At 64.8% G+C, this 25505-nt stretch carries 25 protein-coding genes; 8 read left to right on the top strand and 17 right to left on the bottom strand.

Features of this window, described 5'->3' with window-relative positions:
• Positions 1-146: 146 nt before the first annotated feature.
• Genes H4P35_RS07775 through H4P35_RS07765 form a run of 3 tightly spaced genes read left to right on the top strand, consistent with a single transcriptional unit; the run spans position 147 to position 2825 of the window.
• On the top strand, positions 147-605 hold the full coding sequence (locus tag H4P35_RS07775; RefSeq protein WP_226848562.1) for an Mth938-like domain-containing protein: 459 nt from the start codon (positions 147-149) through the stop codon (positions 603-605).
• Positions 605-1069, top strand: a complete 465-nt coding sequence (locus tag H4P35_RS07770) for a peroxiredoxin (RefSeq protein ID WP_062838474.1) — start codon at positions 605-607, stop codon at positions 1067-1069. The genes H4P35_RS07775 and H4P35_RS07770 overlap by 1 nt, the downstream gene beginning before the upstream one ends.
• Positions 1070-1124: 55 nt before the next feature.
• Positions 1125-2825, top strand: coding sequence for a PhoH family protein (locus tag H4P35_RS07765; RefSeq protein WP_226848561.1), 1701 nt, complete (start codon positions 1125-1127; stop codon positions 2823-2825).
• Between the two features lie 71 nt (positions 2826-2896).
• Here H4P35_RS07765 and H4P35_RS07760 read toward each other — a convergent pair whose 3' ends face one another.
• From H4P35_RS07760 to metE, 14 genes are all read right to left on the bottom strand, one after another.
• Entirely contained in the window at positions 2897-3028 is a 132-nt protein-coding gene (locus H4P35_RS07760) for an entericidin A/B family lipoprotein (RefSeq protein ID WP_008164311.1), read from the bottom strand.
• Between the two features lie 38 nt (positions 3029-3066).
• Entirely contained in the window at positions 3067-3762 is a 696-nt protein-coding gene (locus H4P35_RS07755) for a fumarylacetoacetate hydrolase family protein (protein ID WP_128827800.1), read from the bottom strand.
• Positions 3763-4051: 289 nt separating this feature from the next.
• Positions 4052-4582 carry an inorganic diphosphatase gene (gene ppa / locus H4P35_RS07750; protein WP_056322566.1) on the bottom strand — a complete coding sequence of 177 codons (531 nt, stop codon included), beginning with the start codon at positions 4580-4582 and terminating at the stop codon, positions 4052-4054.
• 29 nt (positions 4583-4611) lie between these two features.
• Positions 4612-6225: a heme biosynthesis HemY N-terminal domain-containing protein gene (locus tag H4P35_RS07745; protein ID WP_226848560.1), complete on the bottom strand. Its 1614-nt coding sequence runs from the start codon at positions 6223-6225 to the stop codon at positions 4612-4614.
• Positions 6226-6229: 4 nt separating this feature from the next.
• The gene (locus tag H4P35_RS07740; protein WP_062838497.1) at positions 6230-7420 is read right to left on the bottom strand and encodes a uroporphyrinogen-III C-methyltransferase; all 1191 of its coding nucleotides are present in this window, start codon (positions 7418-7420) and stop codon (positions 6230-6232) included.
• Between the two features lie 37 nt (positions 7421-7457).
• Positions 7458-8276: a uroporphyrinogen-III synthase gene (locus tag H4P35_RS07735; protein WP_226848559.1), complete on the bottom strand. Its 819-nt coding sequence runs from the start codon at positions 8274-8276 to the stop codon at positions 7458-7460.
• Complete coding sequence (gene hemC / locus H4P35_RS07730; protein WP_056322558.1) at positions 8276-9220, bottom strand: hydroxymethylbilane synthase; 945 nt, start codon at positions 9218-9220, stop codon at positions 8276-8278. Before hemC ends, H4P35_RS07735 begins: the two co-directional genes overlap by 1 nt.
• A 9-nt stretch (positions 9221-9229) precedes the next feature.
• Positions 9230-9352 (bottom strand): hypothetical protein, encoded by a 123-nt coding sequence (locus H4P35_RS27165; protein WP_255357201.1) that lies wholly within the window; start codon positions 9350-9352, stop codon positions 9230-9232.
• Positions 9339-10058: a TerC family protein gene (locus H4P35_RS07725; RefSeq protein ID WP_056322555.1), complete on the bottom strand. Its 720-nt coding sequence runs from the start codon at positions 10056-10058 to the stop codon at positions 9339-9341. The genes H4P35_RS27165 and H4P35_RS07725 overlap by 14 nt, the downstream gene beginning before the upstream one ends.
• A gap of 114 nt (positions 10059-10172) precedes the next feature.
• Entirely contained in the window at positions 10173-10871 is a 699-nt protein-coding gene (locus H4P35_RS07720; RefSeq protein WP_056322553.1) for a TerC family protein, read from the bottom strand.
• Positions 10872-11135: 264 nt separating this feature from the next.
• On the bottom strand, positions 11136-12017 hold the full coding sequence (gene sucD, locus H4P35_RS07715) for a succinate--CoA ligase subunit alpha (protein ID WP_056322550.1): 882 nt from the start codon (positions 12015-12017) through the stop codon (positions 11136-11138).
• Between the two features lie 21 nt (positions 12018-12038).
• Positions 12039-13199, bottom strand: a complete 1161-nt coding sequence (gene sucC / locus H4P35_RS07710; protein ID WP_056322547.1) for an ADP-forming succinate--CoA ligase subunit beta — start codon at positions 13197-13199, stop codon at positions 12039-12041.
• Between the two features lie 10 nt (positions 13200-13209).
• On the bottom strand, positions 13210-13812 hold the full coding sequence (locus tag H4P35_RS07705) for a DUF2889 domain-containing protein (protein WP_056322544.1): 603 nt from the start codon (positions 13810-13812) through the stop codon (positions 13210-13212).
• Positions 13813-14120: 308 nt separating this feature from the next.
• The gene (gene metE, locus H4P35_RS07700) at positions 14121-16418 is read right to left on the bottom strand and encodes a 5-methyltetrahydropteroyltriglutamate--homocysteine S-methyltransferase (RefSeq protein WP_226848558.1); all 2298 of its coding nucleotides are present in this window, start codon (positions 16416-16418) and stop codon (positions 14121-14123) included.
• A 185-nt stretch (positions 16419-16603) separates the two neighbouring features.
• Here metE and H4P35_RS07695 point away from each other — a divergent pair, with 185 nt between their 5' ends.
• A complete protein-coding gene (locus H4P35_RS07695; RefSeq protein WP_056322542.1) occupies positions 16604-17521 on the top strand; it encodes a LysR family transcriptional regulator in 918 nt (305 codons plus the stop codon).
• Positions 17522-17611: 90 nt separating this feature from the next.
• Here the strand turns inward: H4P35_RS07695 and recX are convergent, their stop codons facing one another.
• Together recX and recA are read right to left on the bottom strand one after the other, a co-directional pair.
• A complete protein-coding gene (gene recX, locus H4P35_RS07690; RefSeq protein ID WP_226848557.1) occupies positions 17612-18340 on the bottom strand; it encodes a recombination regulator RecX in 729 nt (242 codons plus the stop codon).
• A gap of 123 nt (positions 18341-18463) precedes the next feature.
• Positions 18464-19525: a recombinase RecA gene (gene recA / locus H4P35_RS07685; RefSeq protein ID WP_056322539.1), complete on the bottom strand. Its 1062-nt coding sequence runs from the start codon at positions 19523-19525 to the stop codon at positions 18464-18466.
• Between the two features lie 288 nt (positions 19526-19813).
• Here recA and H4P35_RS07680 point away from each other — a divergent pair, with 288 nt between their 5' ends.
• The 3 genes from H4P35_RS07680 (at position 19814) to H4P35_RS07670 (ending at position 23849) form a co-directional block, all read left to right on the top strand.
• Positions 19814-20503 (top strand): response regulator transcription factor, encoded by a 690-nt coding sequence (locus H4P35_RS07680; protein ID WP_056322537.1) that lies wholly within the window; start codon positions 19814-19816, stop codon positions 20501-20503.
• A 112-nt stretch (positions 20504-20615) separates the two neighbouring features.
• Entirely contained in the window at positions 20616-21992 is a 1377-nt protein-coding gene (locus H4P35_RS07675; protein WP_152385439.1) for a sensor histidine kinase, read from the top strand.
• 195 nt (positions 21993-22187) lie between these two features.
• Complete coding sequence (locus tag H4P35_RS07670) at positions 22188-23849, top strand: MFS transporter (RefSeq protein ID WP_062838486.1); 1662 nt, start codon at positions 22188-22190, stop codon at positions 23847-23849.
• Positions 23850-24222: 373 nt separating this feature from the next.
• Here the strand turns inward: H4P35_RS07670 and H4P35_RS07665 are convergent, their stop codons facing one another.
• A complete protein-coding gene (locus tag H4P35_RS07665) occupies positions 24223-24432 on the bottom strand; it encodes a hypothetical protein (protein WP_056322527.1) in 210 nt (69 codons plus the stop codon).
• Positions 24433-24582: 150 nt separating this feature from the next.
• Between H4P35_RS07665 and H4P35_RS07660 the strand changes: the two genes are divergently transcribed.
• On the top strand, positions 24583-25482 hold the full coding sequence (locus tag H4P35_RS07660; RefSeq protein WP_062838487.1) for a recombination-associated protein RdgC: 900 nt from the start codon (positions 24583-24585) through the stop codon (positions 25480-25482).
• Positions 25483-25505 lie beyond the last annotated feature (23 nt).

Genomic DNA, 25505 nt, shown 5'->3' with positions numbered 1-25505 from the left:
ATTGCAGCGCAGCAAAACCCTGTAATCTAGCGCAACGACGCCTTGGCGGCAAATGGGGCAAAAAAGCCCCTTTTTCCCCGTGGATACGTTGCAACATGCGGCGTGTCCGATGCGCTATTATCAAGCACGTAAAGCCGGAGTTTTTATTGAAGCTGCATACCGATCCTGCGACGGCCGCTCTAAACACTGTCACCGCCTATGGCGATGGCTACATCGAGGTCAACCAGGTACGTTTTTCCTCTTCGGTCGCTTTCGGCCCCGAAGGCGAAGTGACCATCTGGCCTGTTGAGTCGACGGCCGACATCACCTCCTCCCTCTTGCTCCTGGCAGCTGGATTGTCCGAGCCCGCCCGCAATCCCCTGGATTTTCTGGATGCCCCGGAAGCCGCGCCCAGCCGCCCGGCCAACGCCCCCGAAGTCCTGCTGGTGGGCACCGGCGGCAAGCAACAGTTCCTGCGTCCCGACGTGCTGCGTCCCCTTTTGGCGATCGGCATCGGCGTCGAAATCATGGACACCCACGCTGCCTCGCGCACCTACAACATCCTGATGGCTGAAGGCCGGCGCGTGGTCGTCGCCCTCATCCCTCCCCACGGAGCCACGAATTAATGACGCCGAGCATAGGCAAACCCGCCCCGTTGTTCACCGCCGAAAGCACGATCGGCCCCATCAGCCTCGAGCAATGCCAGGGGCGGGCCGTGATCCTGTATTTCTACCCCAAGGACAACACGCCCGGCTGCACCACCGAAAGCCAGGATTTCCGCGATCTGCACGCCGACTTCCTGTCGGCCAGCGCAATCGTGATCGGCATCTCGCGCGACTCGCTGAAGTCGCACGAGAATTTCAAGGCCAAGTACGAGCTTCCTTTCCCTCTCATCTCCGACGCCGACGAAACCGTCTGCAATCTGTTCGGCGTCATCAAGCAGAAGAACATGTATGGAAAGCAGGTGCGCGGCATCGAACGCAGCACCTTCTTGATCGACGCCTATGGCGTGCTGGTGCAGGAGTGGCGCGGGGTGAAGGTCCCGGGCCACGCCAAGGAAGTCCTGCAAGCCGCCAAAAGCATCGGTTAGCCGCACAGGAAACCCGTCAGGCGCTATAGCCGGCCCAAACAGGAGAGTGACGCATATGCCGCTTCCGAAGTTGCCTACCCGCCCCGCAGCCATCCTGACCTTCCCCTCGGGCGAATCCGCCCGGGCGCAGGCCCGCACCACCAAGACTGCCGCTGCGCGGTCCAACACCCAGGTAGCCCTCGCCGAAGACGAGGACGAACTGCTGGTACAGCCAGAACTTGAAGGCCTGGCGGCGCCGGCGCGCAAGGCCCACACGCCGTCGCCCGCTCACCAGGCGCCGCCCCCCGCCGCGCCGGCCGCTCGCGCCCAGGCGCGCCAGCAGGCCAAGGCTGCGCCCGCCCCCGCCAAGCGCGGCAAGGCGCGCGCCCAGAATGAACCTCGCAAGCTGTTCGTGCTGGACACGAACGTGCTGCTGCATGATCCCAGTTCGCTCTTCCGCTTCGAAGAGCACGACATCTTCCTGCCGATGATGACGCTGGAAGAACTGGACCACCAGAAAAAGGGCATGTCGGAAGTCGCGCGCAACGCGCGCCAGGTCAGCCGGTCGCTCGATTCGCTGGTGCAGGACGCCACGCACCTGGACGAAGGCCTTGAGCTGGCCAAGCTGGGCAACAAGGATGCCACGGGCCGCCTGATGTTCCAGACCACGGCCATCCACAGCACCCTGCCCTCGGACTTGCCGATGGGCAAGGCCGACAACCAGATCCTGGGCGTGGTGCGCGCCCTGCAGGAAAAATACCCGCAGCGCGAGGTCGTGCTGGTGTCCAAGGACATCAACATGCGCCTGAAGGCGCGCGCGCTGGGCATGGCCGCCGAAGACTACTTCAACGACCATGTCCTCGAAGACTCCGACCTGATGTATTCGGGCGTGATGCAGTTGCCCGAAGACTTCTGGAACAAGCACGGCAAGGACGTCGAATCCTGGCAACAGGGCGGCACCACCTTCTACCGCATCCACGGCCCGCTGTGCTCGCAATTCGTGGTCAATCAGTTCGTCTACTTCGAAGGCCAGATGCCGCTGTACGCGCAAGTGCGCGAAGTCAGCGGCAAGATGGCGGTGCTGGCCACCCTGCGCGACTACACCCACGGCAAGAACAACGTCTGGGGCATCACCGCGCGCAATCGCGAGCAGAATTTCGCCATGAACCTGCTGATGAACCCGGAATGCGATTTCGTGTCGCTGCTGGGCCAGGCCGGCACGGGCAAAACGCTGCTGGCGCTGGCGGCGGGCATCACGCAGGTGCTGGAAACCAAGCGCTACACCGAGATCATCATGACGCGCGTCACGGTGCCCGTCGGTGAAGACATTGGTTTCCTGCCCGGCACCGAAGAGGAAAAGATGCTGCCCTGGATGGGCGCGCTGGAAGACAACCTCGACGTGCTGAACATGGGCGAAGGCGAAGGCAACGGGGACTGGGGCCGCGCGGCCACCATGGACCTCATCCGCTCACGCATCAAGGTCAAATCCCTGAACTTCATGCGTGGCCGCACCTTCCTGAACAAGTACCTCATCATCGACGAGGCGCAAAACCTGACGCCCAAGCAGATGAAGACGCTGGTGACCCGGGCGGGCCCCGGCACCAAGGTGATCTGCCTGGGCAACATCGCGCAGATCGACACGCCCTACCTGACGGAAGGCAGTTCGGGCCTGACCTTTGTGGTCGACCGCTTCAAGGGCTGGCCGCACTCGGGCCACGTCACGCTGCAGCGCGGCGAGCGCTCCCGCCTGGCCGACTACGCGGGCGACGTGCTCTAGGCTGGTTCTAGCAACGGCAAACAAAAAGCCCCTTGATCGCTCAAGGGGCTTTTTTCACTACCGCGCGCCGATTATTTGTCGGCTGCGTTGGTGATGGCATTGCCTGCCCGGGACATGTCCTTGCCCATGCCGGCGACGGTATTGCAACCGGCCAGCACGAAGCCGAACACGACAAAGGCAGTCAGCACAATCTTGCCGCGCATGCTGTGACTCCAAAATGAAAAAATGAAAGCGCCTGCGCTCAGGCGATCTGCACGCGCAGTTCGCCCAGGCCTTCGACGCCGCCAGTGATCACGTCACCTTGGCGCACGGCGCCCACGCCCTCGGGCGTACCGGTGAAGATGATGTCGCCGGGCTGCAGTTCAAACAGGCCCGACAGATACGAAATGCTTTCCGGAATATTCCACAGCATCTGCGAAATGTCGCTGGATTGCTTGCGCTCGCCATTGACGTCCAGCCAGATGGCGCCTTTGTCGAGCGTGCCGACCACGCTGCGCGGGTGGATGGGGCCCAGCGGCGCCGACTGATCGAAGGCCTTGCCGATTTCCCAGGGGCGGCCCTGCTTCTTCATTTCGCCTTGCAGGTCGCGGCGGGTCATGTCCAGACCCAGCGCATAGCCCCACACGCATTCGTTGGCCTGGTCGACGGGGATGTCGCGGCCGCCCTTGCCCAGCACCACGACCAGCTCCATCTCGTAGTGCAGATTGGAAGTCTTGGGCGGATAAGGCATCTTGCCGGTTTCGCCGTCGGCCACGAACAGCACCGCGTCAGCGGGCTTGCAGAAGAAGAACGGATCTTCACGGCCCGTGAAACCCATTTCCTTGGCATGTTCGGCGTAATTGCGGCCGACGCAATAGACGCGGCGCACGGGGAACAGCGCGGCGCTGCCGGCAACGGGGACCGCGACGGGCGGCTGGGGAGGCAAAACGTAGTCCATGAGCTATCAACCTATGACAAATACGTGACCGGAATATCCGGGAAAAATATTACCCCGACGCCGCGCGCGCTTGGCATGCCCTGTGCCCCCGCGATGGGGCGTTGTTGTTGTTGGGCGGCCGGGCGTTTGAAAAATCACTCGCGAGTGTAGCCCTTTCTGCGGCCAATGCGAGGACCGCACGGAACGGGCGCCTGCAAGACAACGGCGCGGCGGCGACAGGCCACGGGCCGTCGCGGCCGCGCCGCCGGTAGGCGCCGGCCGGCAAGATGCCGGCTGGCGTGTAGCCCGATCAGCCCTTGGTGTAGCGCTCGGCGCTGCGCACGATTTCCTCGTGAGCGGCGTCCACGCCCTTCCAGCCCTTGACCTTGACCCACTTGCCCTTTTCCAGGTCCTTGTAATGCTCGAAGAAATGCTGGATGCGGGAGATGTCTTCCGCGGGCAGATCCTCGTAGGACTTGATGTTGCGGTACGGGGGATACAGCTTTTCGATCGGCACGGCCAGCAGCTTGGCGTCGCCGCCCGACTCGTCGTCCATTTCCAGCACGCCGATGGCGCGGCAGCGCACGACGGCGCCGATCTGGATGGGGAACGGGGTCAGGACCAGGACGTCGGCGGGGTCGCCGTCTTCGGACAGGGTCTGGGGGATGTAGCCGTAGTTGCACGGATAGTGCATGGCCGTCAGCATGAAGCGGTCAACGAAGATTGCACCGGAATCCTTGTCGACCTCGTACTTCACCGGGTCGGCGTTCATGGGGATTTCGATGATGACGTTGAAGTCTTCCGGCAGCTTCTTGCCAGGGGAGACGCGATCAAGACTCATGGTTCAACCTTGTTTGTCTGAAAGGATATTCAAATCGAGCCGTCGTCCTTGAACGGCGGCCTGGTGGTGGGCACGGGCGCCGCGGGCGGCGCAGGCTTGGGGGCCGGCGCGGCAGGGGCCGGCGCATACGTGGGCACGGGCTCGTCGAACGCCGCAGCAGGAATGGGCGCGCTGTCGAAGTATTCGTCGATGTCGGACGTTCCGCGAGCCAGCGGCGCGTCTTCGGGCGCCAGGGCGCGGTCTTGCTGCGCCTTGCTGGCGCGGGCATCCGGATCCAGTACGTAGTCCGACGCCGATGCGGCAGCCGGCGGCAAGGCCGGGTAATCGCCACCGGTGTCCGCATCGCTGTCCGTGTCCGACAGGCCGACGGCATAGCCGCCTTCGGCATCCACGCGATACGGGTCCGAGCCGGTGTCCGCGGCGGGAAGCGCCGCATCCGAGGCCAGCACCGGCAACGCCATGCTGGCGGCGGTGGCCAGGCGCCAGTGGCGCACGGCATCGACCGGCCGGTCCAGACGATCGTACAGACTGCCCAGCAGCGCGTGCGTCTGCGCATCGCTGCGGCGGGCCAGGCTGCGCAAGAGGTAGCGTTCGGCCTGTCCCCAGAGCTGGCCATTCAGGCACAGCATGCCCAGGGCGGTCAGAAGGTCGGGATCGGTCGGGCGTTGATGCAGCCAAGTCTCGGCCTTGGCCAGGCGCCGCGACACCTGGTCGGCTTCGCAGCGGGCGTAGGCCGCCACCAGGGCGGGATTGAACTTGACCGCGATGGCCGATTCCAGGACGCGCGCCGCTTCGTTGGGCTCGCCGGCGGCTTCGAATGCCGCGGCGCCCGCCAGGGCGATTTCCGGGAGCAGGCGCTCTTCGGCCTTGAGGTCTTTCCAGATGGGGCGCCAGGCATCGTTGGCCGCGGCGGCACGCAAGCGCGCGGCGCCCGCGGCATCGATCAGGACGTCGGCTTCAGGGCGGCCCAGCGCATTGCGGCGCGACAGTCCGCGCGCCAGCGTGAAAACCTGTTCCTGATGATTTAGAGCCGTGTGCGCCCGCAGCAGCAGGCGCATGGTGTGCAAATGACGGGCGCCGCCGTCGGCCAGCGGACCCAGCACGGTCAGTGCGCGTTCAGCGCGGCCCTGATCGAGCAGCATGTCGGCCGAGACGGTGGCGGTGGCTTCAATGAGGCCGGGCTCGGTGCCGGCCTGCTCTTGCGCGTTGGCCAGCAGACGATCGCGCCGGTCGAATTCGCCCAGGCCATGCGCGGCACGTGCAGCCGACAGGGCTGCCAGCACGCGCCGCGTGCGGACCTTGGTCTGGTCCAGAAGCTTGGTCAGGTCTTTTTCGGCGTGGGCGTAGCGGCCTTCAAGCAGGCCAATCCAGCCGCGTTCGAGCAATTCGTGGTCGCGAGCCTGCGCGCGCTTGCCGCGCCAGGCCCTGACGCGATCGGGAATGGCGAGCAGCCAGGCCAGAAGCCGCAGGCCCACGTACAGGATGATGAAGGTGGCGACGATGAGCAGGACGGCGAGCGTCAGCGACATCTCGATGCGCCACGGCCACACCAGAAGCAGCACGTTGCCCGCGTGCGAGCGCAGGACCACCGCCAGGGCGACGGCGACGACGGCGAGCAGCAGGGTCCAGAACCAGGTACGCATGGGTTCAGTCCTGGTCGCTGGTCTTGAAGCCGGCGGCGCGCAGGGCCGCCACGGCGTTCAGGCTGTCCGCCACATCCGGCATGCGCACGGCGATGTCGGTCTGGGCCAGTTCGCGCGCAAGCGTCTGCGCGGCGACGGTGTCAGGCGAGCGGCCATCGAAATACTTGGAAAGCGTGGTGCCGACATTGTCGAGCTCGCTCTTCCAGACCGAGGGCTGGCGCATCAGCATCGCGAGCTGCGCGGTCAACAGGCGCTGGCGCAGCGTGCCGCGCACCTGATCGGCCTGTTCGGGCGACAACAGCAGCGCGGCCGGTTCGTCCACGCGCTGGATGGTGATGAGACCGCCAAGTTCGTGAGCCAGCGCGGAGCCCGCGCGGCCAGGCCACGAGGCCACTTCGGCGCGCCAGCGCTGCCACCAGGGCGCATCGGCGGGCAGGCCGGCCTGCGGATCGATCGTGGGGGCCGGCGCGGGCGGCTGGGCTTGACCGACCGGGGACACGCCCGGCGACACGGTGTCCGGCACCAGCAGCGGCGCCTTGCCGATCAGCGCGACCAGGCGTTCGATGCGGCCCGATTGCGCGGGGATGTCGACGGTGGACACGGCGCGCAGGCGGTCCAGGTCGCCATTGATGGATTGCTGTAGGCTGGAGAACCGCGGGCGGTCGGCACGCGCCAGGCGCGATTGCGCGGTTTCCAGGGCGACGATGGCGTTGGAGACGTTGCCGGCCAGGCGCAATTGCTGATTGGCGATGGTCAGCAGGCGTTCGACGTCATTGGCCAGCAGTTCGTCGCTGGCGCTGTCGTTGAAGTTCTGCCAGGCCTGTTGCAGGGCGTTGTATTGGCTTTGCGTTTCGCGCAATGTGTCTTCGAGCTCGGCGACGCGGCCGGTCTGCGCCTGTGCGAGGGCAAGCGCTTCGCGGGTGTCCTTGCGGGCTTGCGCCACATCGGCGCTGAGCGTATCCAGGCGCGTTGCCACTTCGCGGCCCGCGGAGACGAACTGGGTGCGTTGCTTCCACAACGCATATCCCAGGCCCACGGCCAACAGGATGACGATTATCAGCGCGGTGGCCAACGGACCACTGCCGCGCTTGGCCGGACGGGCCTTGACGGAGTCGGCCGGGGCCGATGCGGACGCGCTTGCGTCCGGGGCGGCCGGATGAACGGCCGGATCGGTAGCGGGAGTCTTATCTGTCATGACGCGATTGTATTCGGTGTCAGTCCGAACCAACGAATCAAGCAGCAACAAAAGCCTGGAAAATCGACTCGTCGTTGGGCACGCAGATTTTTACCATCGCCGGCTCGGACGCGCCAATGCGAGGCTGCGGCAGGCGGCCCACCAGCGAAGGATGCGTGGCGACGAAGCGGCAGCGCTGCCACCACCCGGTCAGACCCGCGGCGCTGAGCTGACCATAAATGGCGTCGACGCCCTCTCCGCTGGTGACCAGCCAGGTGGCGGTGACGCCTGCATCGGCCCATCGCCTGAGGGTGGCAAGCTGTTCCGCGGTCCAGCCAGCCGGTTGCCGGCGGTAGGCCGCATGGCGCGTCACGTGCGCACCATGTGCCTCGAGCGTATCGCCGAGCCAGTCCCGCCCCTGCGTGCCCCGCACCACCAGCACGCGCGCGGGCAACTGAGGCTGGGCAGCAAGCACGCGCCAAAGCGCCTCGGAATCGTGACTGGGCGCCGATTCGTCCGGATGCAGAACTGTTGTATTCGCGCCAAAACGGCCGGTCTCGCGCAGCGCCTGGGCACTGGCGGGCCCAACCGTGGCGACCGCGACGCCCGCAGGCCAGTCCGCGGCGCCATCGGCGCGCGCGAGCTGATCCAGGTATTGGCGCGCGGCATTGCCGCTGACGAACACGACGAGGTCGTAGGCCGACGGCCGCGGCAGGTCTTCGGCGGCGACTGGCAGGGGGTGGATTTCAAGTGCAGGCAGGATGCACGATTGCCAACCGGCGCCCTGCAGGCGGCCGGCCAGCGCTTCGTTGCGCCCTGCGGGCCGCGTCAGGATGGCGATGCGCGGCCCGTCGGCGGCTGCAAACGCCGGGTCCATCAGTCGGACCCGGGGTTTTGCAGCAGTTCGCGAAGAATCGTCTCTGCACCCGCCTCCAGGAGTTCGGAGGCGGCCGCTTCGCCGATGGCTTCGGCTTCGGTCATGGGACCGCTGTGCGTGGCATGAACGACACGGGTGCCGTCGGGCGAGGCCACCAGCGCGCGCAGCGACAGCGTGTCGCCGGCGAGCTGGGCAAAGGCGGCCAGGGGCACCTGGCAGGAACCGCCCAGCTTGCGCGACACCGCGCGCTCGGCGAGCACGCAGGCGGTCGTGTCTGCACTGACCAGCGGTGCAAGCCACGCGCGCATGTCGTCGCGGTCGTCGCGGATTTCGATGCCGAGGGCGCCCTGCCCGGCCGCCGGCAGGCTGTCGGCGGGGTCGAGCAGGCTGCGGATGCGCTCGCCCATGCCAAGACGGTCCAGGCCGGCGGCAGCCAGCACGATCGCGTCGTAGTCGCCCTTGTCGAGCTTGGAGAGGCGCGTATCCAGATTGCCGCGCAGGGGCTTGACCACCAGGGCGGGAAACCGGGAACGGATCTGGGACTCGCGGCGCAGGCTGGACGTGCCGACCACGGCGCCCGCGGGCAGGTCCGCCAGCGAGGCATATCGGTTGGACACGAAGGCATCGCGCGGATCCGCGCGATCGAGGACGGCGCAAAGCTCAAACGGCGCCTGCAGATCCACCGGCACGTCCTTGAGGGAGTGGACGGCGAGATCGGCACGGCCGTCGAGCAGCGCGTTTTCGAGTTCCTTGACGAACAGACCCTTGCCGCCCACCTTGGACAGCGTGCGGTCGAGGATCTGGTCGCCTCGGGTTGTCAGGGTAAGAAGTTCAACTGCGCACGCTGGGTACAGCGTGCGCAGCCGATCGCGCACATGCTCGGCTTGCCACAGGGCAAGCCGGCTGGCGCGGGTCGCAATGACCAGACGTTGCGGTAGAGACACGTGACGCCATCAAACGAAGTTGGAGACGATGATCGTCGCGACTACCCCGAGGATGGCCAGCACGAACAGACCCTGAAGAAGGCTCAGGCCCGATTCGGATTGCTGGGGATCGGTGGATCTACGCAGACTCATGTGCTGATTCCTTGGAAGCGTTCTTGCGGCTTGCAAGCCACCGTCCAAGGACAACAACGAGCAAGGCGCCAATGATTTCAGCGGCGATTTTAACCGTAGTCGGCTGAACGCCAAATTGACGCTCGACAATAACGTCGGTGACCAGCATGCCGCCAGCGATCCAGCCCAGCAGGCCCGCGCCGAAGGTGACGACCAGCGGATAGCGGTCGATGAGCTTGAGCACCAGCGTGCTGCCCCAGATGATGATCGGCACACTGACGACCAGGCCAAAAATGACCAGGCCCAGCTGATGGTCGGCATGCGCATTCTGCGCGGCGCCGGCGATGGCGATCACGTTGTCCAGGCTCATCACGAAGTCAGCAATGATGATGGTCTTGATCGCGGCGACGATGGATGTGCCGCCCTTGATGTCGCCATGCGCATCGTCTTCGGGAACCAGAAGCTTGACGCCGATCCAGACGAGCAGCAGCGCGCCCACGACCTTCAGGAACGGGATGTTCAGAAGCTGCATTGCGAAGGCGATCAGCACGACGCGCAGAATGATTGCCCCTGCGGTGCCCCACAAAATGCCTTGCATCCGTTGCTTGGGCGCCAGGTTGCGACAAGCCAGCGCGATCACGACAGCATTGTCGCCGCCGAGCAGGATGTCGATAAGGATGATCTGAAATACCGCTGCCCAACTCAGCGTCTGAAAAAACTCAAGCACTTTGAACCCCCGAAGGCATTTATGAAAAGAATGGCCGGTCCCGGCCCGGCCGCCCTGCCGCGCGCCTTCGCGCGGCAGGTTTATTTAGAAAAACATATTATTGTAGTTCAGCTTTCAGTCAGCTTTCCGACGCGCAAGCAAAACTTTACCAATCAGCAGCACCAGCACCGCGCCCAGCGCGCCCGACATCAGTGCGAAGCTGTGCTGAGTGACGCCCAATGCGGCATCGATACGCGCCACCGGCTCTTGCAACGCCGGGTCGCCCACCAGCAGCTCGCCTGCGATGAAACCCAACAGCGCCGCCCCAACCCAGACGATGAGCGGGAAGCGTTCGATGACCTTCAAGAGCAGCGTGCTGCCAAAGATGACCAGCGGAATACTGATGGCCAGGCCGAGCACCAGCAACGTCGTGTCGCCCATCGCAGCGGCGGCGACGGCCACCACGTTGTCCAGGCTCATGACCAGGTCGGCGATCATGATGGTACGGATGGCGGTCAACAGGTTGCCATGCGACTTGCCGGCACCGTCTTCTTCGCCTTCGGGCAGCAGCAAGGTGACGCCGATGTAGACCAGGAGCAGCGCGCCGATCAGCTTGAGCCACGGCAGCAACAACAGCTTGGCCGCGACGAGCGTCAGTACGATACGCATGATGATCGCAGCGGCCGAACCGACCACGATCGCTTTTTTCTGTTGTGCCGGAGGCAACGAGCGCGCTGCCAGCGCAATAACCACGGCGTTGTCGCCCGATAGCAGAATGTTGACCCAAATGATCTGGAGCAACGCGATCCAGAATGCCGCTGAACTGAGTTCCATGCCTCTCTTTCCTAGGTGTGATCCCCCTAGGACAAAACCAAATTAATGGGTGAATTGAACGCAAAAAACGTACTGACCGTCTTGGTGCGAGCCCGACGGCATTCTTGCTGGTACGCGCAAAATTTCTTTCATTATAGTTTCGTTCAGCTTTCCGTATGATTCACCCGGCCGCTTCCTGGACGCGGGATTTCCCTAAGATAGCCTCAAAAAACCCGGCCAAAAAAAAGCCCGCCGAAGCGGGCTTTTATCGCGCGTTGCTGAGACTTACAGCACCGACTTGAGCAGCTTGCCCATTTCGGAGGGGTTGCGCGTGGTGCGGATGCCGCAGGCTTCCATGACTTCCAGCTTGGCATCGGCCGTGTCGGCGCCGCCGGAGATCAGCGCGCCGGCGTGGCCCATGCGCTTTCCGGGAGGGGCGGTGACGCCAGCGATGAAGCCGACGACCGGCTTCTTCATGTTGTCCTTGGCCCACTGCGCGGCGTTGACTTCGTCCGGACCGCCGATTTCGCCGATCATGATGACGGCGTCGGTGTCGGGATCGTCATTGAACAGCTTGAGCACGTCGACGTGCTTCAGGCCGTTGATGGGGTCGCCACCGATACCGACAGCGCTGGATTGGCCCAGGCCCAGTTCGGTGACTTGCGCCACGGCTTCGTACGTCAGGGTGCCCGAACGGCTGACGATGCCGATGCGGCCCTTGCGGTGGATGTGACCGGGCATGATGCCGATCTTGATTTCGTCCGGGGTGATCAGGCCGGGGCAGTTCGGGCCCAGCAGCAGCGTCTTGCTGCCCTTGGCCTTCATGCGGTTCTTGACTTCGAGCATGTCGCGGACCGGGATGCCTTCGGTAATGCAGATCACCAGATCCAGTTCGGCTTCGACGGCTTCCCAGATGGCGGCAGCGGCGCCGGCGGGCGGCACGTAGATGACCGAGACGGTGGCGCCGGTGTCGGCCTTGGCGTCCTTGACCGACGCGAAGATCGGCACGCCTTCGAAGTCCTCGCCCGCCTTCTTGGGGTTCACGCCGGCCACGAAGGCGGCCTTGCCATTGGCGTACTCACGGCACATGCGGGTGTGGAACTGGCCCGTCTTGCCCGTGATGCCCTGGGTGATGACCTTGGTGTCCTTGTTGATCAGAATCGACATTGTGAATCCTTGATTTTTGCTTTACTTGACGGCGGCTACGACGCGGGTGGCAGCTTCGGCCATCGTGTCGGCGCTGATGATCGGCAGGCCGGAGTCGGCCAGCATCTTCTTGCCGAGTTCTTCGTTGGTGCCCTTCATGCGCACGACCAGCGGCACGTTCAGGTTGACGGCCTTGCAAGCGGTGATGACGCCTTCGGCGATCACGTCGCAGCGCATGATGCCGCCGAAGATGTTGACCAGGATGGCCTTGACGCTCTTGTTGGCCAGCATGATCTTGAAGGCTTCCGTGACCTTCTCGGCCGTGGCGCCGCCGCCGACGTCCAGGAAGTTGGCCGGCTCGCCGCCGAACAGCTTGATGGTGTCCATCGTGGCCATGGCCAGACCGGCGCCGTTCACCAGGCAGCCGATGTTGCCGTCGAGCTGGATGTACGCGAGGTCGAACTTGCTGGCTTCGATTTCAGCGGGATCTTCTTCGTCCAGGTCGCGGTAGGCGACGATTTCCGGATGACGGAACAGGGCGTTGGAGTCGAAGTTGAACTTGGCGTCCAGGGCGATGATGTTGCCCTTGCTGTCGCGGTTCAGGGGGTTGATTTCGACCAGGGAGGCGTCGGTGTCCATGTAGCACTTGTAGAGCTTCTGGAACACGTCAACGGCCTGGGCGGTCGAGTCGGCGGGCAGGCCGATCGCGTTGGCGATCTTGGTGGCTTGCTCGGCGGAAAGGCCAACCAGCGGGTCGATGTATTCGGTGATGATCTTTTCGGGCGTGGAGTGAGCCACTTCCTCGATGTCCATGCCGCCTTCGCTGGAAGCGATGAAAGCGACATTCTGCGTGGCGCGGTCGGTGACCAGCGAAACGTAGTATTCCTTCTGGATGTCGGCGCCGTCTTCGATGTACAGGCGGCGGACCTTCTGGCCTTCGGGGCCGGTCTGATGCGTGATCAGCTGCATGCCCAGGATTTCGGATGCCAGCTTGCGGACGTCGTCCAGCGAGCGGGCCAGCTTGACGCCGCCGCCCTTGCCGCGGCCACCCGCGTGGATTTGTGCCTTGACGACCCAAACCGGTCCACCCAGCTTTTCAGCGGCAGCCACGGCCTCGTCGACGGAAAGAGCGGGGATCCCGCGCGGCACGGGGACGCCAAATTGCTTCAGCAGTTCCTTGCCTTGATACTCGTGGATTTTCATGTGTTACCTGTCAGGACGTATGAGAAAAAGAAGGTGAATCGGAGGACGACTCGGCCGATGCCTCAGCGCTACCCCCGGTGTACCACTCGGGATAATGCTCAGCCACCACAGGGCCGCCAGTGCTGAGCGCATGGCAGCCGTCCAGTTGGAATGGACGCCGGTTCGGGTTGGGTTCCTGCCGCCGGCGGTTGGCCATGGTCTGGACCGCCGCGGTGGGAAGCACCTGCGACAGTTCGGTCATGTGCGTACAGCCCTCCACATGCCCGAACCGCTCTTTGACCTGGCGGCGGAACCCCTTGAGCAGGTTCATGCCGATCAGGTCAGTGTACGCCGGCTCGATGGCCTTGCAATGCTCGCCATAAGGCGCCGCATCATAGACGGCCTGAGCCGCCACGATCGAGAATTCCTCGTCGATGGTGATGCGCAGGTGCATATGGTGGATGGGCTGCCCGGCCTTGAACATCTCGCCGTCGCGCTTCGGAAAATCGTACGCTTTCACGTCGATCAGCTCGGCTTCCAGGTCCCAGTTGCCGTCATCGCGCGCGTACGACTGCACACGTATGGAACGCGTATGCAGCGGTTGGCGAGGACAATCCGGCGGTGGCAAGGGCATGCGAGGGGGCCTGCGGGGCAAAGATGGCCTGCGCGTATGGTGCGCGGCAACAAAACCTTCAAAGTATAGCGCAGGCGGCATTCGCGCAATCGTATTAATTGGGCGGCGGATGCCCCGCTGTCCGGTCCGCTGACCGCGCCGCCGTGACTTCCCTCCTTCCACGCGGCCCCTGCCGGTTTCGCCGCGCGGCTCGGCGTGGGGCTGGTAATGGCGTCTGCAGCAGGCAAAAACCCGGCGTGCGCGTGGCGCGCGGCCGGGTTGGAAATGCAGGAGGCCCGGCGCGCGTGCGCCGGGAACGCCATCGGCCGTCAGGCCGCCTCGCGCAGCGCGCGCGCCGCCTGGACCATGCCGATCAGCGCGGCCTCCGTTTCCGGCCAGGCGCGCGTCTTCAGGCCGCAATCGGGATTGACCCACAGGCGTTCCTTGGGCAGGCGGGCGGCGGCCTTGTTCATCAGGTCAACCATCCAGCCGACCTCGGGCACGTTGGGCGAGTGGATGTCGTACACGCCCGGGCCGATGTCGTTCGGGTACCGGAAGTCCTCGAACGCCTTGAGCAGCTCCATATTGGAACGCGACGTTTCGATCGTGATCACATCGGCGTCCATGGCGGCAATCGATTCGATGATGTCGTTGAATTCCGAATAGCACATATGCGTGTGGATCTGCGTCTCCTCGCGTACGCCGGCGGTCGACAGGCGGAAGCAGTCCACGGCCCAGTCCAGGTATGCCTGCCAATCGGCGCGGCGCAGCGGCAGGCCTTCGCGGATGGCCGGCTCATCGATCTGGATGACGTTGATCCCGGCCGCTTCCAGGTCCACGACTTCGTCGCGCAGCGCCAGCGCCAGCTGGCGGCAGGTGGCTTCGCGCGGCTGGTCGTCGCGCACGAACGACCACTGCAGGATGGTGACCGGACCGGTCAGCATGCCCTTGACCGGCTTGTCGGTCAGCGACTGGGCGTAGGACGACCAGCCTACCGTCATGGGCGCGGGACGGGCGACGTCGCCGAAAATGATCGGCGGCTTCACGCAGCGCGATCCATAGCTTTGCACCCAGCCGTTTTTCGTGAAGGCAAAGCCGGCCAGCAGCTCCCCGAAGTACTCGACCATGTCGTTGCGCTCGGGCTCGCCGTGCACCAGGACGTCCAGGCCCACCTTTTCCTGGAAGCGGATGACTTCTTCGATCTCCTTGCGGATGGCCGCTTCGTACGCGGAATCCGTCAGGGCGCCCGCCTTCCAGTCGCGGCGCAACGCGCGGATCTCGGCCGTCTGCGGGAACGAGCCGATCGTGGTGGTGGGATAGGCGGGCAGCCCCAGCTGCTCCTGCTGGCGCGCGATGCGGCCTGCAAACGGCGCCCGGTCGCGCGACATGCCCTTTGCTGCGGCCATGCGCTCGGCCACGGCCGGGTTGTGGATGCGCACCGAGGCGCGGCGCGCGGCCAGCGCCGCGCGTTGGCTGGCCAGCCCCTGCTGCACCGTGGGGTCCGTGGCGCTGCTCAGCGCGCGGCCAAGCAGGCTCAGCTCGTCGAGCTTCTGGGCGGCAAAGGAAAGCCAGCTCTTGAGTTCGGCGTCCAGTTCGGTTTCGTTTTCCAGGTCGACGGGCACGTGCAGCAGCGAGCACGACGGCGCCAACCACAGTCGGTCGCCAAGATGGCGCGCAAGCGGGGCGAGCGCGGCAATGGCGGCGTCGAGATCGGTGCGCCAGATGTTGCGGCCGTTGATGATGCCGGCGGACAAGACCTGCCCGTCGTTCAGGCCCGCCACCACGTCGGCCAATTGTTCGGGGGCACGCACCAGGTCCACGTGCAGGCCGGCCACCGGCAGGGCCTGCGCCGTCGAGAGGTTGTCCTTCAGACCGTCGAAGTAGGTGGCGACCAGCACTTTAACCGCACTGGCGGACAACGTGGCATAAGCCTGCTTGAAGGCATCGCGCCAGGCTTGCGGCAGATCGAGCGCCAGGATGGGCTCATCGATCTGCACCCACTCGACGCCCAGCTTGGCAAACCGCGCCAGCACCTCTTCATAGACCGGCAGCAGCGCAGCCAGAAGCTGGAGTTTCCCGGCATCGGCGGCGCCGCCGGCAAAGGCGTCGCCCTTGCCCAGGAACAGCCAGGTCAGCGGGCCGGGAATGACCGGCTTGACCTCAAGACCCAGCGCCTGGGCCTCCCTGATCTGGTCGAACAGGCTTTCGCGGGCAATGCGGAAGGTCTGGCCGGGCACCAGTTCCGGGACGATGTAGTGGTAGTTGGTGTCGAACCACTTGGTCATTTCGCAGGCAGCGGCGGGCTTGCCCGACGGCGCGCGGCCGCGGCCCATGCGAAAGAGCGTGTCCAAGGACACCGGCTCGCTGTCCTTCTGGCCGAAGCGCGCCGGCACCGCGCCCAACAGGGTTGTCCATTCCAGGATCTGGTCGTACCAGGCGAAGTCGCCCACCGGCACGAACTTCAGGCCGGCCGCAGCCTGAAGGCGCCAGTGGCGGGCGCGCAGTTCACGGCCCGTGTCTTCCAGGGCGTCGGCGGTCTGCTTGCCGGCCCAATAGGCCTCGACCGCCCGCTTGAGTTCACGCTGGGCGCCGATGCGGGGGAAACCCAAATTATGAATCGTAGTCATGTTCTAGCCGCCATCCACAAAATTTGTTCAAGTGGCGATCATTCTGAGGCCAAATCAAAATGAATCAAAATCAATGTACGCATTCATAAGATGAGGAAACCTCATAGAATGGCTAGCCATGCCAACCCGCCGGGGTTTGGCGTCCTTACGCCGCCCCCGGATCCCGACCCGCTCAGCCGCCCTCAATGCTAGAAATCCGCCACCTCGAAACTCTGACCGCCATCCGGGATGGCGGCAGCCTTCAGGAAGCCGCAGAACGCCTGCACCTGACGCAATCCGCGCTGTCGCATCAGCTGCGGGATCTCGAAACCCGCCTGGGCACGCCTCTGCTGAACCGGCGCACACGGCCGGCCCGGCTGACCACGGCTGGGCTGCGGGTGCTGGCGCTGGCCGATGAGGTCCTGCCGCGCATCCGCGCCACGGAACGCGACCTGCAACGGCTGGCGGCCGGGCGCACAGGTCGGCTGCACCTGGCGATCGACTGTCATTCCTGTTTTCAATGGCTGATGCCGGCGCTGGACGCCTTCCGCGTGCAATGGCCGGATGTGGCGCTGGACCTGTCCGCGGCGTTCTCGTTCGCCCCCCTGCCCGCGCTGGTGCGCGGCGACCTGGACCTGGTCATCACGTCAGACCCGCAGCCGCTGGACGCGGTGGAGTACCTGCCGCTATTCAAATATGAGCTGGTGCTGGCCGTGTCCGAATCCAACCCGTTGGCGGGCAGCAAATTCATCCTGCCAGAGCAGTTGGCAGACCAGACCCTGATCACTTACCCCGTAGACAAGCAGCGGCTGGATGTCTTCACGGCCTTTCTGGACCCGGCCGACGTGGAGCCCGCCGCGGTCCGCAAGGCGGAACTCACGCCGATCATTGCGCAACTGGTGGCCAGCAATCGGGGCGTGGCGGCCCTGCCGAACTGGGCCCTGACGGAATACATGAATCAGGGATGGCTGCGGCTTTGCCGCCTGGGCCCGCAAGGCGTGTGGCGCACGCTGTATGCAACCGTGCGCAGCGAGGACACGGACGCCTCGTATATCGACGAGTTTCTGACCATTACCCGCGACGTCTGCTTCAAGACGCTGTCGGGCATCAAGTCGGCGAAGTGACGACCGAAGTGAAAACGTAAGGAACAACGACGGCCACAGCGGCGCCGGGTGGGTAGATGCCTGCGGGAAACCACGCCGGCTGGCCGGGCGTCAGTCTTCGTCGCCCTCGCCGAGGATGCGCCGGATGACGTCGTGCGCGAAACCCCGGCTGGCCAAAAAGCGCGCCTGCTTTGCGTAGACCGCGCGATCTTCGGGCTTGGCGCTGAAGCGCTTTTTCCAGACCTCAAGCGCCCGGTCGTATTCGGTGGCGCGAAGCTGTTCGCGCAGTTCCGCGACCTGGTTGTCGTCCACGCCATGCTGGCGTAATTCCTGCACGATGCGCGCCGCGCCCTGCCGCGAGGCGCGCCGATGAACCAGGCTTTGGGCAAAGCGTTCGGTGGACAGCCAGCCCTCTTTCTCAAGCGCGTCCAGTACGGATTCGACCTCGGCCGCATCTTCGGCATAAGCAGCCAGCTTGCGCGCCAGTTCTTCGCGCGCGTGCTCGCGCCGCGACAGATACCCCACTGCCCGCATCTTCAGTGACGGCCCCTTGCGCGCCTGCTTGCCGTCGGACGTTGACGCCTCGTCGGCGCTGGCGGCGGTGTCGGCACGCCGGCCGCGCGCGGCGCCGCGGCGATCGGAAGTGCGCTGCTCGGAACTGCGCTGCCACAGGCCGGAGGATTCGGCGCCATCTGCCGAATCGTCGGACGCTGCAGCTTCGCGGACCACCCGCGCATCGGACGTGCGCCGCAAGCCTTGCGGCTTGGCGACCGTTTCGAATTCGTCATCCAACCGGGCGCGTTGGCGCTCGGCGGACGCGGGAGTCGATTTCCAGCTCATGCGCTTTCCTGCTTGCTAAACAAAACGGCAGGCCCATCTTGGCGCCTGCCGCAGTTTCCCAGCCCAGCCGGGCCGGCGATGGGACTTGCCTGAACTGCGGCGAGCCCTGTCGAATGCCCGGGATTATTCGGCCGTGTCTTCCGCCGTGGGCACGAATTCAGCGGCGCGGCTGACGATGCCCTGGTTTTCGCGGACGCGGTTTTCGATTTCGATGGCCATGTCCTTGTGCTCTTTCAGGTATTCGCGCACGTTGTCCTTGCCCTGGCCGATGCGGTTGCCGTTGTAGCTGTACCAGGCGCCCGACTTGTCGACGACGTTGGCGGCCACGCCCAGGTCGATGATTTCGCCTTCGCGCGAGATGCCGGCGCCATACATGATGTCGAACTCGGCCTGCTTGAACGGCGGCGCAACCTTGTTCTTGACGACCTTGACGCGGGTTTCGTTGCCGACGACCTCGTCGCCCTTCTTGATGGAACCGATGCGGCGGATATCCAGGCGCACGGACGCGTAGAACTTGAGCGCGTTGCCGCCGGTGGTGGTTTCAGGGTTGCCGAACATGACGCCGATCTTCATCCGGATCTGGTTGATGAAGATGACCATGCAGTTGGTCTTCTTGATGGTGGCGGTCAGCTTGCGCAGCGCCTGGCTCATCAGGCGGGCCTGCAGGCCGGGCAGCGAATCGCCCATTTCGCCTTCGATTTCGGCCTTGGGCACCAGCGCGGCCACCGAGTCGACGACGATCAGGTCGACCGAACCCGAGCGCACCAGCGCGTCGGTGATTTCCAGCGCCTGCTCGCCCGTGTCCGGCTGCGAGATCAAGAGGTCGGCCAGGTTGACGCCCAGCTTGGACGCGTACTGGACATCCAGTGCGTGTTCCGCGTCGACGAAGGCGCAGGTGCCGCCCAGCTTTTGCATTTCGGCGACGACCTGCAGCGTGAGGGTGGTCTTGCCCGACGATTCCGGACCGTAGATTTCGACGACACGGCCGCGCGGCAAGCCGCCGACGCCCAGCGCGATATCCAGACCGAGCGAACCCGTGGAAACCACCTGGATGTCGTGCGAGACCTCGTTGTCGCCGTAGCGCATGATCGAGCCCTTGCCGAACTGCTTTTCGATCTGCGAAAGCGCTGCGGCGAGCGCCTTGGCCTTTTCCGAAGCGGCGGCCTTGGTGGTTTTGTCGTCCATGAGGAGTCCTGTCTGTAACGTATCTGGAAGTCGGAAAAACTGCGGGTCTGAGCTGGCCGGGTCTGAGCTTGCCGGATTTGATGCCTGTCCTACGGCCTGACGTGGAGCCTTGAGCTACGGATCAGATTATGGCATCGGATTGTACTGTACAAAAAACCAGTGTGCCAGTCTTTTGCACGTATACCCTGAGTGGCAAGCCCGGCGCCGTATGACAGAATCCGGAGCGATCCCGGTATTTTCGCCTTTCTCCGTCCCCCGGGCCGGCGTGTATCTTCCTAGCAGCAGCCCATGCGTATCCTGATCGCCGAAGACGACAGCATCCTGGCCGATGGCCTGTCCCGCTCGTTGCGCCACAACGGCTATGCAGTGGATGCCGTGCGCGACGGGCTTGCCGCCGATTCCGCGCTGGCCGCCCAGGCCTTCGACCTGCTCATCCTCGATCTCGGGCTGCCGCAACTGGCCGGCCTGGAAGTGCTGCGCCGCCTGCGTGCCCGCAACTCCGCCCTGCCCGTCCTCATCCTGACCGCCGCCGACAGCATCGAGCAGCGCGTCAAGGGCCTGGACCTGGGCGCGGACGACTACATGGCCAAGCCCTTCGCGCTGTCCGAACTCGAAGCCCGCGTGCGCGCGCTGACGCGGCGTGGCGCGGGCGGCGGCGGCACGATGATCAAGCACGGCAAGCTGCTCTTTGACCAGACCGGCCGTGTCGCCATCGTGGACGACCAGACGCTGGACCTGTCGGCCCGCGAGGTCAGCCTGCTCGAAATCCTGCTGACGCGCAGCGGACGCATGGTCAGCAAGACCCAACTGGTCGACCATCTGTGCGAATGGGGCGAGGAGGTCAGCACCAACGCCATCGAGGTCTACGTGCATCGCCTGCGCAAAAAGCTCGAGCCCAGCGGCGTGAAGATCGTCACCGTGCGCGGCCTGGGCTACTGTCTTGAGCGGGACCAGGGTGCGGCGTACCTCGCAAGCTGAGCCCTCACCAGAGCCGCTCAACCAGGAAGCCCTGGATATCATGCAAGCCGGGTCCAAGGGCCCGAGCTTTGCGCCGCCCCAACGTTCGCTGCTGGGCGAAATCCTGGACTGGATGCTGGCGCCGCTGTTCCTGCTGTGGCCCATGAGCGTCGCGATCACCTATGTGGTCGCGCAGAACATCGCCAACGTGCCGTACGACCGCGCGCTGGCCAACAACCTGCACGTCTTGACGCGCCAGGTCCACGCGCAGGACGGCCGCGCGGTGCTGAAGATGACCGACGCCGCGCGCGACGTGCTGCGCGCCGACGAGACGGATAGCGTGTTCTGGCTGGCGCTGGGCAGCCGGGGCGAATACCTGGGCGGCGACCGCGCGCTGCCGCTGCCCACCACTGTGGGACAGCCCCGCCCCGGCGAGGTCCAATACGAGGACGACACGTTGCGCGGCTTTGGCATCCGGCTGGCGTTCACCTGGGTCGACCTGCATCTGCCGGGCACGCAGCCGGCGCTGCTCATCGTGGCCGAGACCGTCGAGAAGCGCACGCAATTGGCCAACGACATCATCAAGGGCGTCATCATCCCGCAGTTCGTGGTGCTTCCGATCGCCGTGCTGCTCGTCTGGTTCGGGCTGTCGCGCGGCGTGGCGCCGTTGAATGCGCTGCAGCAGCGCCTGCGCGCCCGCCGCCCCGACGATCTTTCGCCGATCGACGAGCGCGCCGCGCCCTCCGAGATCGCGCCGCTGGTCGCGGCCATGAACGACCTGCTGGACCGGCTGTCCGCCAACGTGCAGGCGCAGCGCCGGTTCGTGGCCGACGCCGCGCATCAATTGAAGACCCCGCTCGCGGGACTGCGCACGCAGGCGGAACTGGCGCTGCGCGACGCCAGTCCCGAGGAAATGCAGTCCAGCCTGCGGCAACTGGTCACCGGCTCGGAACGGGCGACCCGGCTCGTCAATCAGCTGCTGCTGCTGGCACGCGCCGAAAATCCCAGCGCCATCGGCATGACCCGCACCGACATCAACGCCATCGCCTACGAGCAGACGATGCACTGGGTGCCGCTGGCCCTGTCGCTGAACACGGATCTCGGTTTCGAGGGGTCGGACACGCCCGTCGAAATCAACGGCAACCCGCTGCTGCTGGCCGAACTGCTGAACAACCTGGTGGACAACGCGCTGCGCTACACCCCTCGCGGCGGGCATATCACCGTGCGCGTGCTGCAGGCGGACGGCGAGGGGCTCCTGGAGGTCGAGGACTCGGGACCGGGCATTGCGCCCGAAGAGCGCGAGCGCGTGTTCGACCGCTTCTACCGCGTGCTGGGCACGTCCTCCGACGGCAGCGGCCTGGGCCTGGCCATCGTGCGCGAGATCACGCAAAAGCATCAGGCCAGCGTCGTGATCAGCGACCATCCCACCGAACACTCCGACCTGCCCGGCACCCGCATCCGCGTCGCTTTTCCCCTCTACACGCCCCCGCCCGAGCCCGCCGAGAGCTAAGGACTATCCCTAGCCTTCCCCGGAGCGTTTACCATTTGTTTCAATTTTAAGATTCAAGTAAGGGTCCCGTCAGAACCTCGTCAGCGTCGCGCCCCAATGTGACGCTTAGCTCGATGTCGGCCGCGCCGGCGGAGGGTCAAGCACGGCGGAAAACCGCCGGCCTAAAAACGAGGAGACATCATGAGCACAACTACCATGGCAGGCCGCGGTCCATCCGCGGATCCGCGTCCGATGACCAAGGAGGAGCGCAAGGTCATCTTCGCGTCTTCGCTCGGCACGGTGTTCGAGTGGTACGACTTTTACCTGTATGGCTCGCTCGCAGCCATCATTGCCCAACACTTCTTTTCCGGCGTGAACCCGACCGCGGGCTTCATCTTCGCGCTGCTGGCCTTCGCGGCGGGTTTCGCGGTGCGGCCGTTCGGCGCGCTGGTGTTCGGCCGCCTGGGCGACCTGGTCGGACGCAAATACACCTTCCTGGTCACGATCGTGATCATGGGCCTGTCGACGTTCCTGGTCGGCATCCTGCCCAGCTACGCCAGCATCGGCCTGGCCGCTCCCGCCATCCTGATCGTCCTGCGCCTCTTGCAAGGCCTGGCGCTGGGCGGTGAATACGGCGGCGCGGCGACCTACGTCGCCGAACACGCCCCGCACGGCCGCCGCGGCTTCTACACGTCCTGGATTCAAACCACCGCGACGCTGGGCCTGTTCCTGTCGCTGCTGGTCATCCTGGGCATCCGCACGTTCATGGGCGAAGACGACTTCAAGGCCTGGGGCTGGCGCATTCCGTTCCTGATCTCGGTGGTGCTGCTGGGCATCTCGGTCTGGATCCGGCTGCAACTGAACGAGTCCCCCACCTTCAAGCGCATGAAGGAAGAAGGCAAGGGTTCGAAGGCGCCGATCGCCGAATCGTTCGGCCAATGGAAGAACCTGAAGGTCGTGCTGCTGGCGCTGCTGGGCCTGACCGCCGGCCAGGCCGTGGTCTGGTACACGGGCCAGTTCTACGCGCTGTTCTTCCTGACGCAGACGCTGAAGGTCGACGCCAACACCGCCAACATCCTGATCGCCATCGCCCTCTTGATCGGCACGCCCTTCTTCGTGATCTTCGGCGCGCTGTCGGACAGGATCGGCCGCAAACCCATCATCATGGCGGGCTGCCTGATCGCCGCGGCGACCTACTTCCCGATCTTCCAGGGCCTGACCCACTTCGCCAACCCGGCGCTTGAAAAGGCGCAGGCCACCGCCCCGGTCACGGTGATTGCGGATCCGAGCACCTGCTCGTTCCAGTTCAACCCTGTGGGCACGGCCTCGTTCACCAGCTCTTGCGACGTGATCAAGTCGTTCATGGCCCGCAACTCGGTGAACTACCGCAACGAAGCGGCTCCGGCCGGTTCCGTGGCCCGCGTCAAGATCGGCAATGAAGAGTTCACCTCGTTCGACGGCCGTTCGCTGGCGCCGGCCGAGTTCAAGGCCAAGGTCGCCGAACTCGACAAGACGCTGACCGCCTCGATCCGTAGCCACGGCTACCCGGCCAAGGCCGATCCGGCCCAGACCAACACCGTGATGGTCGTGGTGCTGCTGACAATCCTGGTGCTGTACGTGACCATGGTCTACGGTCCGATCGCCGCCATGCTGGTGGAGATGTTCCCGACGCGCATCCGCTACACGTCGATGAGCCTGCCCTACCACATCGGCAACGGCTGGTTCGGCGGCTTCCTGCCTCCGGTCGCATTCGCCGTGGTCGCGGCCACCGGCAACATCTACGACGGCCTGTGGTATCCGATCATCATCGCCGTCATGACCCTGGTGGTCGGCACGCTCTTCGTGCGCGAATCCAAGGACAACGACATCAACGCCTGACAAACCATCCCCCGCCGGGCGGGACTGCTGCGCCTGCCCGGCCTTTCAAAAGCTCCTCGCGGAGCTTTTTTTTTGTGCCGCACTTTCAGGACCATGTCAGACCTGCGCCAGTAGACTGAGCGCTCAGATTACGGCCTTGCGCAAGATTGCCTGACGATTGATCCCCCTGTCAGACGATTGCAGGGCTGCTGATCTGACACCAATGCCGCGTTCCCCGCGAGCCTTTTATGACGCGGCATTGCGTGCTCCCGTACCGGCCCGACTCTTTATTGAGCCGGGCCGCTTTTTTTGCGGCGGCCCGCAAAAGACTAAGGGCGGCCGCAGCGCGACCGCCCTCTTCATGCTGCACGGCCGGCCTTGCGGCCGGCTCATATCAACGACGCATGCCCACGCCGATGGCGACCACACCCGCCACGATCGCGGCAATGCCTGCCCACGTCGGGATGGGCACCGACTTCTCGGTTTCCGCCGTGGCCTTCACAGATCCGATCTGCAGAACCGTTTCTTCGGACTTATAGCTAAAGCCCTTATAGGCCAGGGCAACCACGCCCAGGACAATGAGGATCGCGCCAATGATTTTCATCTTTTCACTCCAATCTCACGTTGGTGCGCGGGACATTACCGGATAGGCTCCCCCCTGTCAGTGACAGAACGTGTCGCCTGTTGCCAGCGTGCCTGCCCCCTTCGGCAAAGCCGCCGCGTCGTATAGAATCAACCCTTTTGGCCGACGCTCATGTGGTTCAAGAATCTCAAGATTTACCGCCTCTCCTCGCCCTGGACCCTGACCGGCGAGCAGCTTGAAGAAACGCTGGCGCGCCATGCCTACCAGACCGGCAACAACCTCGAAATGCAAAGCCTGGGCTGGGTGCCCCCGCGCGAGAACGGCGGCCTGGCCCACGAAGTGAACGGCCAGATCCTGCTCAGCCTGCGCGCTGAAAAGAAACTCTTGCCGGGCACCGTCATCAACCAGGTCGCCAAGGCGCGCGCCCAGGAAATCGAAGAGCAGCAAGGCTACAAGCCTGGCCGCAAGCAGATGAAGGAAATCAAGGAGCGCGTCACGGACGAGCTCCTGCCGCGCGCCTTCAGCGTCTATCGCGACACGCGCGTGTGGATCGACCCGAAGAACAATTGGCTCGTCATTGACGCGGCCGCTTCGGCCAAGGCCGACGAAGTCATCGGCCTGCTCGCCAAGTGCGTCGATCCGTTCCCGCTCGAAAACCTGTACGTCGCCCAATCGCCGGCGTCTGCCATGACCGGCTGGCTGGCCGAGGACGAAGCGCCCACCAACTTCACCATCGACCAGGACACCGAACTGCGCTCGTCCGGTGAAAGCGGCGCCGCGATCCGCTACGTAAAGCACTCCATCGACGCTGACGACGTGCGCCGTCACATCCAGTCGGGCAAGCAGTGCACCCGCCTGGCCATGACGTGGGCCGACCGCGTGTCGTTTGTCCTGACCGAAGGCCTGGACGTCAAGCGCGTGGCGCCGCTGGACGTGCTGAAGGAAGGCAACGAAGGCGTGGCCGCAAACGACGACGAAAAGTTCGATTCCGACATGATGCTGATGACCGGCGAACTGGCCAAGATGATGGCCGAACTGGTCGAAGCGCTGGGCGGCGAAAAGAAGATCTAAGCCGCCCTTACCCGGCAGCAACT

This window comes from Achromobacter sp. 77, assembly GCF_020541125.1.
Lineage (GTDB): Bacteria > Pseudomonadota > Gammaproteobacteria > Burkholderiales > Burkholderiaceae_B > Achromobacter > Achromobacter mucicolens.
This window is presented reverse-complemented; position numbering and strand designations above follow the sequence as displayed.

Coding starts and splice junctions, on each gene's coding strand:
- sucD (WP_056322550.1), bottom strand. CDS start 12,017: ATGTCGATTCTGATCAACAAGGACACCAAGGTCATCACCCAGGGCATC.
- H4P35_RS07680 (WP_056322537.1), top strand. CDS start 19,814: ATGCGTATCCTGATCGCCGAAGACGACAGCATCCTGGCCGATGGCCTG.
- H4P35_RS07765 (WP_226848561.1), top strand. CDS start 1,125: ATGCCGCTTCCGAAGTTGCCTACCCGCCCCGCAGCCATCCTGACCTTC.
- H4P35_RS07740 (WP_062838497.1), bottom strand. CDS start 7,420: ATGACAGATAAGACTCCCGCTACCGATCCGGCCGTTCATCCGGCCGCC.
- H4P35_RS07665 (WP_056322527.1), bottom strand. CDS start 24,432: ATGAAAATCATTGGCGCGATCCTCATTGTCCTGGGCGTGGTTGCCCTG.
- H4P35_RS07735 (WP_226848559.1), bottom strand. CDS start 8,276: ATGGACCCGGCGTTTGCAGCCGCCGACGGGCCGCGCATCGCCATCCTG.
- H4P35_RS07755 (WP_128827800.1), bottom strand. CDS start 3,762: ATGGACTACGTTTTGCCTCCCCAGCCGCCCGTCGCGGTCCCCGTTGCC.
- recA (WP_056322539.1), bottom strand. CDS start 19,525: ATGGACGACAAAACCACCAAGGCCGCCGCTTCGGAAAAGGCCAAGGCG.
- H4P35_RS07770 (WP_062838474.1), top strand. CDS start 605: ATGACGCCGAGCATAGGCAAACCCGCCCCGTTGTTCACCGCCGAAAGC.
- ppa (WP_056322566.1), bottom strand. CDS start 4,582: ATGAGTCTTGATCGCGTCTCCCCTGGCAAGAAGCTGCCGGAAGACTTC.
- sucC (WP_056322547.1), bottom strand. CDS start 13,199: ATGAAAATCCACGAGTATCAAGGCAAGGAACTGCTGAAGCAATTTGGC.
- H4P35_RS07670 (WP_062838486.1), top strand. CDS start 22,188: ATGGCAGGCCGCGGTCCATCCGCGGATCCGCGTCCGATGACCAAGGAG.
- H4P35_RS07675 (WP_152385439.1), top strand. CDS start 20,616: ATGCTGGCGCCGCTGTTCCTGCTGTGGCCCATGAGCGTCGCGATCACC.
- H4P35_RS27165 (WP_255357201.1), bottom strand. CDS start 9,352: ATGAGTCTGCGTAGATCCACCGATCCCCAGCAATCCGAATCGGGCCTG.
- H4P35_RS07695 (WP_056322542.1), top strand. CDS start 16,604: ATGCTAGAAATCCGCCACCTCGAAACTCTGACCGCCATCCGGGATGGC.
- recX (WP_226848557.1), bottom strand. CDS start 18,340: ATGAGCTGGAAATCGACTCCCGCGTCCGCCGAGCGCCAACGCGCCCGG.
- metE (WP_226848558.1), bottom strand. CDS start 16,418: ATGACTACGATTCATAATTTGGGTTTCCCCCGCATCGGCGCCCAGCGT.
- H4P35_RS07660 (WP_062838487.1), top strand. CDS start 24,583: ATGTGGTTCAAGAATCTCAAGATTTACCGCCTCTCCTCGCCCTGGACC.
- H4P35_RS07760 (WP_008164311.1), bottom strand. CDS start 3,028: ATGCGCGGCAAGATTGTGCTGACTGCCTTTGTCGTGTTCGGCTTCGTG.
- H4P35_RS07705 (WP_056322544.1), bottom strand. CDS start 13,812: ATGCCCTTGCCACCGCCGGATTGTCCTCGCCAACCGCTGCATACGCGT.
- H4P35_RS07720 (WP_056322553.1), bottom strand. CDS start 10,871: ATGGAACTCAGTTCAGCGGCATTCTGGATCGCGTTGCTCCAGATCATT.
- H4P35_RS07745 (WP_226848560.1), bottom strand. CDS start 6,225: ATGCGTACCTGGTTCTGGACCCTGCTGCTCGCCGTCGTCGCCGTCGCC.